Source organism: Streptomyces cavernae (genome assembly GCF_004023625.1).
Taxonomy (GTDB): Bacteria; Actinomycetota; Actinomycetes; order Streptomycetales; family Streptomycetaceae; genus Streptomyces; species Streptomyces cavernae.
On sequence record NZ_RPDJ01000002.1, the window covers coordinates 382,050 to 393,943 of the forward strand.

Below are 11,894 nucleotides of genomic sequence, written 5' to 3' on the forward strand. Positions count from 1 at the left end.
CTAACAGTTGTGCCGCGGTCGTGCGGCGAGTGTTGCCAGATGCTAATGCGGACCGTCAACAATTGGCGCGACGCCGTGAGCACAAGGAACAAAAGGCCCAGGACACGCCCCTCGGTCCGGAATCCTGTGACCCTGCAGCGTCGGCATGGCCGCCACATCGGGAGGAGCATGGCGATGGCGGTGAGGGACATCACCCTTCTCATCGTGGATGACGACCCGGTCGTCACCGCCACCCTGCGTGCGCAGGTCAAACGCATTCCCGGTTTCAGGGTGGTGGCGATCGCCCACACGGGCCGCGAGGGGTTGGCGGCGGCCCGCCGCTTCGCTCCACACCTGATACTCCTGGATCTTCATCTGCCCGATATGCCGGGGCTTGACATGGCCCACCAGCTTCACCAGCCGGGGCGTCCGTCGCCGGACATCATCGTGATCTCGGGCCGGAGGGACTCGGCCGCCGTGCGCGCAGCCATGCAGCGCGGCGCCCTGCACTACCTGGTCAAGCCGACCCGGACAGGGACGGTGGAGCAGACGCTCAACCGGTACGCGGCGGCCTTGGCGCGCCTGACCTGGGGCGATCGGGCGGTGGAACAGCAGGAGATCGACCGGATCTTCCGCTCGCTGCACCTCGACCCGGTCAACCGCCCGAGGAAGGTCTCGGCCCCCACCGAGCAGTCGATACTCGATGCGCTGGCCGCCGCCGAGTCGGACCTGTCGGCGCAGGAGACCGCCGAGGCGGTGGGGATCAGCAGGGCGACCGCCCGGCGATACCTGGGGTACCTCACCGAGCAGGGGCAGGTCGTGGAGAGCCTGCGTTACGGCGCGACGGGCCGGCCCCAGCACCGGTACCGTCTGTGGGCGCCGTGATCGTCCGCAGAACCGTGCTGTCCGCCCTGGGCTGTCTGGTGCTCGGCGCCTGCGGCCCGGCGGGGGAGGACGGCTCCGCGGCACGCTTCCCCAAGGACTCGACCATGGCCCGCATCAGGGAACGGGGCGTGCTCACCGTCGGCATCAAGTTCGACCTGCCGCTGTTCGGGTACAAGGACCCCTCAACGGGGTGGATCACCGGCTTCGACGCGGACATCGCGCGCATGGTGGCCCAGGACCTCACCGGCAGTGAGCACAACATCCGGTTCATCGAGACGATGCCCCGCAATCGGGAGGACTTCCTCGACCGGGGCGTGGTGGACATCGTCGTGGCCACGTACTCGATCAGCGACGAGCGCCGCAAGCTGGTGGACTTCACCGACCCCTACTACTACTCGGGGCAGGACGTACTGGTCCGCAACACGGACACGGACATGCGCACCGTCGCCGACCTCGCCGGCAAAGCGGTGTGCACGGGCGCCCGTTCCACCCCCCTGGAGCGGCTGAAGGCCCGGCTTCGGCATGCCCGGCTGGTGGTGGTGGACAACTACAGCGAGTGTGTGTCTCCTCTGCTCGAGGGGCGGATCGACGCGATCAGTACCGACGACTCGATACTGCTGGGGCTGATGAGCGAACACCCGGACTCCCTACGGCTGCTGGGCAGCCCCTTCGGCAGGGAGTCGTACGGCATCGGTGTGCGCCGCGGCGACAGCGCCTTCCGTGGCTATCTCAACGGCCTGATCCGCCGTTTCCTGACCGACGGGGGCTGGGACGAGGTCTTCAGGAACACCATCGGCGTGATGGGCGTGTCCCCCAAGACGGCCAAACCGACGCCCTCACGCTGAGCACAGCCACGCAACTCCCTTGCGGCGACAAGCCGCTCCCACGGGGAACGGCCGCGGGCGGCCCGGGCTTCCGCATGCCGGATCCCGCCGGAACGACCAGCGAACACCCCGACTCCGTACGGCGTCGGTGCGCCCGGACGCCGTGGGAGTGCACCGGCTGCCGGGCCAGACGGCCGAACCGACGCCTCCGGCGCCCTCACGCTGAGCACAAGGCGCACAAGTCCCTTGCGGCGACGAGCCGCTCCCACGGGGAACGGCCGCGGGCGGCCCGGGCTTCCGCATGCCGGATCCCGCCGGAACGACCAGCGAACACCCCGACTCCGTACGGCGTCGGTGCGCCCGGACGCCGTGGGAGTGCACCGGCTGCCGGGCCAGACGGCCGAACCGACGCCTCCGGCGCCCTCACGCTGAGCACAAGGCGCACAAGTCCCTTGCGGCGACGAGCCGCTCCCACGGGGAACGGCCGCGGGCGGCCCGGGCTTCCGCATGCCGGATCCCGCCGGAACGACCAGCGAACACCCCGACTCCGTACGGCGTCGGTGCGCCCGGACGCCGTGGGAGGGCACCGGCTGCCGGGCCAGACGGCCGAACCGACGCCTCCGGCGCCCTCACGCTGAGCACAAGGCGCACAAGTCCCTTGCGGCGAAAAGCCGCTCCTACGGTATCGCCATCGCCACCGGGAACGGCATCGCGGCGGCAGATCACCAGTAAAGGGAGAGGCGTGTGCCCATGACCAAGAACCTGCCGGCAGGACGGCAGCAGGAGGCGAACACCCATCTGGTGGTGCTCGACAAGGTCAACAAGCACTATGGCCGACTGCACGTTCTGCAGGACATCGACCTGGCGGTGAGCCGGGGTGAGGTTGTCGTGCTGATCGGACCTTCCGGGTCCGGCAAGTCCACTCTGTGCCGCACCATCAACCGGCTGGAGACCATCGACTCGGGCATCATCATGATCGACGGCACGCCCATGCCCTCCGAGGGCAGGCAACTGGCGCGGCTGCGCGCCGAGGTCGGCATGGTGTTCCAGGGGTTCAACCTCTTCGCCCACAAGACAGTTCTGGAGAACGTCACCATCGCCCCGGTGAAGGTCCTCAAGCAGGACCGGAAGGCCGCCGAGCAGCGCGCCCGCGAACTGCTCGACCGCGTGGGCATCGCCAGCCAGGCCGACAAGTACCCCGCCCAGCTGTCGGGAGGTCAGCAGCAGCGGGTGGCCATCGCCCGGGCCTTGGCCATGGACCCCAAGGTGATCCTCTTCGACGAGCCGACCTCCGCGCTCGACCCGGAGATGGTCAACGAGGTGCTCGACGTGATGACGTCCCTGGCCCGCGACGGCATGACGATGCTCGTGGTCACACACGAGATGGGCTTCGCCCGCCGGGCCGCCGACCGCGTGGTGTTCATGGCCGACGGCCAGATCGTGGAGCAGAACAGCCCCGACGCCTTCTTCTCCCACCCGCGCAGCGAACGCGCCAAGTCGTTCCTCGACAAGATCCTCACCCACTGAGCCGGCCCTCGCGCCGACACAGCCACGCCTATCCACTCACCACGGGAAACCAGGGGTTCACCATGTCCAAGAGACTGATCGCTGCCGCTCTCACCACCGTGATGGTCGCGCTGGGCACCAGCGCCTGCGGGGGCGGTAGCGGAAGCGACAGCAACGCGTCCGTCGTCGACAAGGCCAAGAACGACAAGAAACTCGTCATCGGTGTGAAGGCCGACCAGCCGGGCCTGGGACTGCGCACCCCCGACGGCAGCTTCAAGGGCCTCGACATCGACGTGGCCACCTATGTCGCCAAGGCGCTCGGCGCGGACCCGAAGAACATCACCTTCAAGGAGACGGTGTCCGCCAACCGCGAGGCGTTCCTGGAGCAGGGGCAGGTCGACATGGTGGTGGCCACCTACTCCATCACCGACGAGCGCAAGGAGAAGGTCTCCTTCGCCGGTCCGTACTTCGTGGCGGGCCAGGACCTGCTGGTGCGGGCCGACGACAAGTCCATCACCGGCCCCGACTCGCTCAACGGCAAGAAGCTGTGTTCGGTCGCCGGCTCGACCTCCGCCCAGAAGATCAAGGACAGCTACGCCAAGCAGGTGCAGCTCCAGGAGGAGCGGAGCTACTCGGCCTGCGTGGACCGGGTGCTGGGTGGTCAACTCGACGCGATCACCACCGACAACGCCATCCTGGCCGGCTACGCATCGCAGCACCCCGGCAAGCTCAGGCTGGTCGGCAAGACTTTCAGCACCGAGAACTACGGCATCGGCCTGAAGAAGGACGACAAGAAGGGCCGGGACGCGATCAACGACGCCCTGAAGAAGATGTTCGACAGCGGCAGTTGGAAGGGCGCGGTCGAGTCCAGCCTGGGCTCGTCCGGTTTCAAGGTCCCCGAGACCCCGCGCCTCGACCGTTACTGACAGCAACCGCTGGACGGCGGGCAACCGGCGACGGCGGGCAACTGCCCGGCCCTTGCCCGCCCCGACGAATTAAGGCCCTGATGGACGCACTGATAGTCGAGCGAGGGACGATCCTCGCCGCGTTCTGGATGACCCTGCGACTCACCGTTTTCAGCGCGCTCGGCTCTCTCACCCTCGGTACCGTTCTCGCGGGCATGCGCGTCTCCCCGCTTCCGGTACTGCGCGCCGCGGCCCGGGCGTACGTGACCCTGGCACGCAACACACCGCTCACTCTGATCCTGCTGTTCACCAGCCTGGGTGTGGGCGCCAACCTCGGTGTGGAGTTCTCCGACCGCGTCGACACCAACAACTTCTGGCTCGCCGTCGTCGGCCTGACCGCTTACACGTCGGCGTTCGTGTGCGAGGCCCTGCGGGCGGGCATCAACACCGTCCCCCTGGGGCAGACGGAGGCGGCACGGGCAGCCGGGCTGAGCTTCGTCCAGACGTTGCGGCTCATAGTCCTGCCCCAGGCGTTCCGTGCGGTGATCATGCCCCTGGGAAGCATCCTGATCGCCCTGACCAAGAACACGACCATCGCCCTGGTGGCGGGTGTCGCGGAGGCATCCGTCCGGATGCGGGAGATGATCGAGGTGTATGGCGACCAAGTGATCCAGATCTTCCTCGGGTTCGCCGCCGGCTTCGTCGTGCTGTGTCTCCCGACCGGCCTGTTCTTCGGCTGGCTCTCCCGTCGCCTGGAGGTGGCCCGATGAGCCACTCGAACCTGTACGAGGTCCCCGGTGCGCGGGGTATGCGCCGCAACCGGCTGCTGGCCGCGGTCTTCGCCGTCGCGCTGGCCGGCCTGGCGTACGTGATCTACACGCGGTTCGACGCCAAGCAGCAGTGGGACGCGGAGAAGTGGCGGCCCCTGCTGCGGGGCGAGGTCTGGACGACCTTCATCGTGCCCGGCCTGCTCGGCACGCTCCAGGCCGCGGCGCTGGGCATCGTGTTCTCAGCCGTCTTCGGGCCGGTGTTCGCCACAGCCCGGCTGTCCGAGCACCGTTGGATCCGCGTCCCCGCCGCGTCGATCGTGGAGTTCTTCCGCGCGGTCCCCTTGCTGTTGCTCATCTTCTTCGCCTTCTTCGGCTCCTACGCGATCATCGGGGTCAACGTCTCCCCGTTCACCGCCGTGGTCTTCGGCCTCACCCTCTACAACGGCTCGGTCATCGCGGAGACCCTCAGGGCGGGCGTGAAGAGCCTCCCGTCGGGGCAGATGGAGGCGGCGCAGGCGCTCGGCATGCGCAAGGGCAAGGTCATGCACCTCATCCTTCTGCCGCAGGCGATCACCGCGATGATGCCGGCCATCGTCAGCCAGTTCGTCGTGCTGCTCAAGGACTCCGCCCTCGGGTTCATCGTCGGCTACGACGAGCTGGTCGACCGCGGCCTGAACGGAATCGCCGCGAACTTCTCCAACGTCATCCCGGCGGCCATGCTGGTGGCTTCGATCTTCATCCTCCTCAACATGGCGCTCGACGCCGTCGCCCAATGGCTGCGGCGCAAGATCAGCAGCGGCCGTGGGACGGGGTCCACGAAGGGCGGCGACACCGCCGTCGCGCCGGTGGCCGAGCCGGTCGGTTCCGTCTGACCCGAACCACAGGCCGAGCGGTCGCAGTTCGCGGACCCGCCCGGGTCGGCGGCGTGGGCGTTCCTCACCCGCCCCGGGCCGTTCCGCCGCGTCGACGGCTCATCTCTCCAACGGTCGGCTGCACGTCCTCAGCGGCACCACACCGGCCATCACCCCAAGCCCGGCCCTCGCGGCCGGATTCAGGAGTACGCATCATGGCGGAGGACCCGTTCCGCATCGAGCACGACCTTCTCGGGGACGAACCCGTACCGCAGTACGCCTACTTCGGCATACACACCCTCCGGGCGGTGCACAACTTCCCCATCACCGGCATCCGCATCTCCGCCTACCGCGACCTGGTCAACGGCCTGGCAGCGGTCAAGCAGGCCGCGGCGGCGGCCAACCGCGACCTGGACCTGCTGGACCCCGCGAAGGCCGAAGCGATCATCAGCGCCTGTGAGGAGATCCGCTCCGGAAGGCTCCACGACCAGTTCGTCGTCGACGTGTTCCAGGGCGGCGCGGGCACCTCCACCAACATGAACGCCAACGAGGTCATCGCCAACCGGGCACTGGAGCTCCTCGGGCACAGCTGCGGCGAGTACCGGCACCTGCACCCCCTGGACGACGTCAACGCCGGGCAGAGCACCAACGATGCCTACCCCACCGCCCTCAAGGTCGCCCTGCACGAGACCACTCAACGCCTGGAGCGTGCCATGGCCACACTGCGGCACGCCTTCGAGACGAAGGCCGAGGAGTTCGCCGACGTCGTCAAGACCGGCCGTACCCAGCTGCAGGACGCGGTGCCGATGACCCTCGGCCAGGAGTTCGGGGCCTACGCGCAGACGCTGGGCGAGGACGAGCAGCGCCTCGCCGAGGCCCGCGCCCTGCTGGGGGAGATCAACCTGGGCGGCACCGCGATCGGCACCGGTCTCAACTCCCATCCCGACTACACCGCACTGGCCTGCGCGCATCTGCGTGACATCACCGGCCTGGAGCTGTCCGTCGCCCCCGACCTGGTCGAGGCCACCCAGGACGCCGGTGTCTTCGTCCAGTTGTCCGGTGTGCTCAAGCGCATCGCGGTCAAGCTCTCCAAGACCTGCAACGACCTGCGGCTGCTGTCGTCCGGCCCGCGCGCCGGCCTCGGCGAGATCAACCTCCCGCCGCGACAGGCGGGCTCCAGCATCATGCCGGGCAAGGTGAACCCGGTCATTCCCGAAGTCGTGAACCAGATCGCCTTCAAGGTCATCGGCAACGACATGGCCATCACCATGGCCGCCGAAGCCGGTCAGCTCCAGCTCAACGCCTTCGAACCGCTCATCGCCCACTGCCTGTTCGAAAGCCTCACCAACCTACAGGCCGGCTGCTTGACCCTGGCCGAACGCTGCGTCGACGGCATCACCGCCAACCGGGAACACCTCCACGCCGTCGTCCACAACACCATCGGCATCATCACCGCCCTCACGCCGCACATCGGCTACGCCCAGGCAGGCGCCGCCGCCCAGGAAGCACTCACCACACACCGCTCGGTGGCCGAGGTCGTACTCGGACGAGGACTGCTGTCCTCCGACGAACTGCACCGCCTCCTTCGCCCGGAGACCCTGGCCCGCCCCGGGGGCCACGACCTGCAGGCATCCACGATGTGACGACGGGACGCCGGGCGATGGCCCCGGGCCGGAACCGTGACGGTGACCGCCTGGTGCCGCACACGAACAGGTGCCGTCGGCGCAGTTTTGCCGACGGGCGGATCGCCGTGCGAAGCGGGTGCCACCCCACCTCCACCGCACCGAGCCCGTGCGTGATCCTGGCCGCTCCGCACCCCGATCGCGCGCGGACTGGAGGAAACCGCTGCCCGGCCGCCTCGGGTCGTCCGGTCGCGCGGGGAAGGGCGACGGTGCGGGAGGAGGAAGCGCGGTTGCTCAACCAGCCACCGACGGACCCACGGGCCTTGTGGGCGGAGAGGTTGTCGCAGATCACGTGGACCGCCAGACCGGGCTGGTCGTCGTGCGTCACCGTCACGTCGGTGCCGACGGCGAGAGCGTCCACGGCCGCAGACCACAGAGTCGCCGTTCCGTCCTCCATGCGTCGGAAGGGAAATCCGCTGCGGGCAGGTTTGAGAGTCCTGTGAGCCGTCCGGGCCGGGGTGGCAGGGAGACGTCCCACCCCGGCCTGGTGTCATCGGATGTACTTCGTCGGCTTGGTGGCAGCGTTGAGCAGATACTCCAGGGGGCCGCGGCGGAAGAAGCGGGACCAGATCGCGGCGAACACGATCGCCCCGAGGACGAACATGAGCAGGGGCGCCCAGGACTGCTGGGTGCCGGTCCCGGCGGGCAGGGACAGCGCGGGCTGTATGACGAAGTGGCCGACATAGGCGGTCAGGGACATGGTGCCCACGGCGATGACCGGTTTGGCCAGGCGGCGCAGTCGCGGCAGGCGGTCCATCGCCACCGTCGCGCCCACGATCACGAGGATCGCGACTCCGACGCTGCCGATGATGTCGAACGTGGTGCCGCTGTGCGGCCCGGCCGTCAGGAGCAACGACGCCGGCATATCGGGGAACGACCCGCCGTCGAGGGGTACCGACCCGCTGGCGGGGGGCATCGAACCGGAGCCGCCGGACGACGGCCCGTCTTCCGCGAGGCTCCGCAACGCGCCCTTGCCGGCGAGCAGCAAGGACGTGCCGTACGCGGCCGCCGTGAGGGCGGCACCGAGGGCGGCCAGGCGCCGCTGGACAGCGCCGGAGGACAGGTCGAGGCGGCCCAGCGCCATGCCGGCGATCACGAACGACATCCACGTGAGCGCCGGGTAGAAGCCGGTGAGCAGCAGATCGAGCACTCCCACCTCACTGAGGCGGCGGAGCGGGTCGTATGCGTTGATGCTCTGCTGGACCGAGGAGGTCAGCAGCGAGGTCAGGGCGAACGCCAGCTGCGGTGTGACGATGGCGAACGCGGCCGCGATGATCGCGAGCGTCCTGGCACGCAGTCGCACCAGGGGCAGGGCGAGGAGGAAGTAGACCCCGTAGAAGCCGAGGATGATCACTCCCCCGAACTCCATCGCCATCACGGTGCCCAGCGCCAGCAGGACCACGGCGCGGATCGCGATCCGGGCCTTCGCCTGCCGGCCCGCCAGGCCGGTCTTGGGCTCGCGGCGGCCGGCGAGCAGCATCAGCGAGAACCCGGCGAGGGTGGCGAACAGGACCGACGAGTGACCGTCCGATATATACCGGATCCAGCTGGCGACGCCGGACGTGGCCGACAGCGGGGGGCCGATGTGCACGACGTACATGCCGAACACCGCCAGCGCGCGGGCCAGATCCACCCCGACGAGGCGTCCCATCGAGGGACCGGGCGAGGCCGGCACGGCGGACTCGGGGGACGTTCGGGGCGGCGGAGGCGAGTTCTCCTGCGGAGCTGAGGTCTCCTGTGGCGGCTGTGTCTGTGTCATGCGGAGAATCTCGCGGGGAGTCAGGGGGCGGACCATCCGGCAGTCTTCGGTAACGGCCCCGCCGATCGGCGGGTACCGCCCTGCCGACCGGCGGAGTCTCGTCCCGGCCGGTCCGGCGCGACCGGACGGCTGTCTTCTTCAGCCACTCGGCGGGGGTGGACCCGACGGTTGCCGGATGGGCGCGGGGCGGCTGGGCTTCCAGGCTGGAGGCATGACACGCCGTGCGCGACACAAGGAGCCCGACACTCCCCTCGGGTCATCGGCCGACGTGCCGGGCGGTGACGCCGTCCCTGGCAGGGCGATCTGCTGGAGTGCCTCGGCCTGACGCTGACAGCGGGCGCCTTCGTCCTGGTCGTCGTCCGTCCTGAGGTCTGCGAAGCGTTGGTGCACGCCCTCGCCACGAGCACAGCCGGACTCGTCCACTGAGCCGACTCCTGCTCGCGCACCGGTGTGCCGGACCGCTGATGCGGTGCCCGGCACACTGCAGAAGAAAGGAACTTCGTGAACACCGCATCCGCCCCGACGACGGATGAGACGTCCCCGTCCGCCCGAGAGACGCTCAAGGCACTGGGCGCGTACGTCCGGCCGCACCGGTGGGCCGTCGCCCTCGGCCTGCTGTGCGCCCTGGTCGGGGCCGCCGGAGGGCTGCTGCAGCCGCTGGCCACAAAGGCACTGGTGGACCGGCTCGCCGCCGGTGAGACCATCGCCGGGATCCTGATCGCGCTCACCGCGCTGGTGCTGGTGGGCACGGCGGTCGAGGCGTTCGGCGCGTATGTGCTGGAGCGGACGGCGGAGTCGGTGGTCCTGGCCGCGCGGCGCACCCTTGTGGGGCGGTTGCTGCGGCTGCGGATCGCGGAGTGGGAGCGGATCCCGCCGGGGGATCTGATGTCCCGGGTCACCTCGGACACCACGCTGCTGCGGGCGGTCAGCACCCAGGCGGTCGTCTCCGCGGCCACGGGCGCGGTGTCCTTCGTGGCGGCGATCGTGATGATGGCGTACCTGGATGTCGTACTGCTGGGTGTGACGCTCGGGGTGGTCGTGCTGGTCGGCGGGGCCGTCGTCCTGGTGATGCCGAAGATCGCGCAGGCCACCGAGCGGGCGCAGGAGGCGGTCGGGGAGATCTCCGTAGCGCTGGAGCGGTCTCTCGGAGCGTTCCGCACGGTCAAGGCGTCCGGCGCCGAGGAGCGGGAGACCGCCCGGGTGGAGGCGGCGGCACACCGGGCGTGGCGGCACGGCGTGAAGAGCGCGAAGTGGGAGTCCGTTGCGGGCTCGGCCGACGAACTCGCCGTCCAGCTGGCCTTCCTCGCGGTGCTCGCGGTCGGCGGGGCGAGGGTGGCGTCCGGGGAGATCCCTGTGTCCACCCTCATCGCCTTCCTGCTGTACCTCTTCTATCTGATCGAGCCGGTGTCCACGCTGATCGAAGCCGGGTCCTCCTATCAGGAGGGGGCGGCCGCGCTCTCCAGGATCGCGCAGGTGGAACGCCTGGCGACGGAGCCGGTGAACCGGCGGACGGGCGCCCTGCCCGGGCAGGGGGCAGCGACGCCGGGTCCGGCGTCGGTCCGCTTCGAGGACGTGTCCTTCCGCTACCGGGCCGGCCTACCGAATGTCCATACGCGGGTGAGCTTCGAGGTGCCGGGCACCGGGATGACGGCCTTCGTGGGCCCCTCGGGCGCGGGCAAGTCGACGGTCTTCGCGCTCATCGAGCGGTTCCACGAGGCCACCGGCGGCCGCGTCCTGGTCGACGGCAAGGACGTACGGGACTGGTCACTGCCCCAACTGCGGTCCGTCATCGGGTACGTGGAGCAGGACGCGCCCGTGCTGGCCGGCACTCTCAGGGAGAACCTGGTGTTCGCGGCGCCCGGCGCGACGGACGACGACATCCACGACGTCCTGGCCCGGACGAAGCTCGACACCCTCGTCGACGGACTGCCCCACGGCCTCGACACCCCGGTCGGACACCGCGGCTCGAAGCTGTCGGGCGGCGAGCGGCAGCGCATCGCCATCGCCCGAGCCCTGCTGCGCAAGCCTCGGCTACTGCTCCTTGACGAGGCGACCTCGCAGCTTGACGCCGTCAACGAGCTGGCGCTGCGGGACGTCGTCACGGAGGTGGCCCGCGAAACCACCGTGCTGGTGGTGGCCCACCGTCTGTCGACGGTGACCGGCGCCGACCGGATCGTCGTGATGGACGCCGGCCGGGTCCGGTCGGTGGGCACCCATGAGGAACTGGTGGTCCAGGACCGGCTGTACGCGCAGCTGGCGGCCACCCAGCTCCTGGCCCCCGCGCGATGACCCACCACACGCAGGTTTGTCCGGTCGTCCACTGCACCGTGCCGTGCTCGTCGTCCACTGCACCGCCGTGCCGTGCTCGGCGAATGGCCGCTGGTAGTGGCGGCGTTGCCCACGACACTGCTGCTGTGGGGGGCGGGCCTTGGCCGGTGGCGCTCCACAGGCATCGAGTACGTCGCCTTCGGCATCAACACCGTCCTGCTGCTGAGCTGGGGCGTGCTGGCCTCCCGGGCCGCGGGCCGCGCATGGGGGCGAGCTGTCATGATCGGCTGTGCCGACGCGCTTCTGGGAGTGGCCGTCGCTTTGGTCAGCACCCTGCTGAAGTGACGCGGCGACTTGTCGCAGATGCCGGTGAGGAGGGTGTGGCCGATGTCGCTGAGTCGTACATCGGCCCTGTCCGGTCTCCGTCAGGCCGCTGACGGAGCCCACAGGCGTCGGTGAGCCGCA

At 69.5% G+C, this 11,894-nt stretch carries 10 protein-coding genes; 9 read left to right on the plus strand and 1 reads right to left on the minus strand.

Annotation, left to right across the window (positions count from 1 at the left end; genetic code table 11):
* Positions 1 to 174: 174 nt before the first annotated feature.
* From EF387_RS14110 to EF387_RS14140, 7 genes are all read left to right on the plus strand, one after another.
* Positions 175 to 864 carry a response regulator gene (locus tag EF387_RS14110; RefSeq protein WP_238431504.1) on the plus strand — a complete coding sequence of 230 codons (690 nt, stop codon included), beginning with the start codon at positions 175 to 177 and terminating at the stop codon, positions 862 to 864.
* Positions 861 to 1,709, plus strand: a complete 849-nt coding sequence (locus EF387_RS14115; protein ID WP_128376862.1) for a glutamate ABC transporter substrate-binding protein — start codon at positions 861 to 863, stop codon at positions 1,707 to 1,709. Before EF387_RS14110 ends, EF387_RS14115 begins: the two co-directional genes overlap by 4 nt.
* Before the next feature lie 729 nt (positions 1,710 to 2,438).
* Positions 2,439 to 3,215, plus strand: a complete 777-nt coding sequence (locus EF387_RS14120) for an amino acid ABC transporter ATP-binding protein (RefSeq protein ID WP_128376863.1) — start codon at positions 2,439 to 2,441, stop codon at positions 3,213 to 3,215.
* A 62-nt stretch (positions 3,216 to 3,277) separates the two neighbouring features.
* Positions 3,278 to 4,120, plus strand: a complete 843-nt coding sequence (locus EF387_RS14125; RefSeq protein ID WP_128376864.1) for a glutamate ABC transporter substrate-binding protein — start codon at positions 3,278 to 3,280, stop codon at positions 4,118 to 4,120.
* A gap of 80 nt (positions 4,121 to 4,200) precedes the next feature.
* Complete coding sequence (locus EF387_RS14130; protein ID WP_128376865.1) at positions 4,201 to 4,869, plus strand: amino acid ABC transporter permease; 669 nt, start codon at positions 4,201 to 4,203, stop codon at positions 4,867 to 4,869.
* Positions 4,866 to 5,741 (plus strand): amino acid ABC transporter permease, encoded by an 876-nt coding sequence (locus EF387_RS14135; protein WP_128376866.1) that lies wholly within the window; start codon positions 4,866 to 4,868, stop codon positions 5,739 to 5,741. Before EF387_RS14130 ends, EF387_RS14135 begins: the two co-directional genes overlap by 4 nt.
* A 194-nt stretch (positions 5,742 to 5,935) precedes the next feature.
* Positions 5,936 to 7,363, plus strand: a complete 1,428-nt coding sequence (locus EF387_RS14140) for an aspartate ammonia-lyase (protein ID WP_128376867.1) — start codon at positions 5,936 to 5,938, stop codon at positions 7,361 to 7,363.
* 529 nt (positions 7,364 to 7,892) lie between these two features.
* Here the strand turns inward: EF387_RS14140 and EF387_RS14145 are convergent.
* Positions 7,893 to 9,161, minus strand: a complete 1,269-nt coding sequence (locus tag EF387_RS14145; protein ID WP_238431505.1) for a DUF418 domain-containing protein — start codon at positions 9,159 to 9,161, stop codon at positions 7,893 to 7,895.
* 501 nt (positions 9,162 to 9,662) lie between these two features.
* On the opposite strand from EF387_RS14145, the gene EF387_RS14155 reads away from it, so the two are divergent.
* Entirely contained in the window at positions 9,663 to 11,450 is a 1,788-nt protein-coding gene (locus EF387_RS14155; RefSeq protein ID WP_128376869.1) for an ABC transporter ATP-binding protein, read from the plus strand.
* Positions 11,451 to 11,522: 72 nt separating this feature from the next.
* Positions 11,523 to 11,774 (plus strand): hypothetical protein, encoded by a 252-nt coding sequence (locus EF387_RS14160; RefSeq protein ID WP_202918251.1) that lies wholly within the window; start codon positions 11,523 to 11,525, stop codon positions 11,772 to 11,774.
* Positions 11,775 to 11,894: the final 120 nt, after the last annotated feature.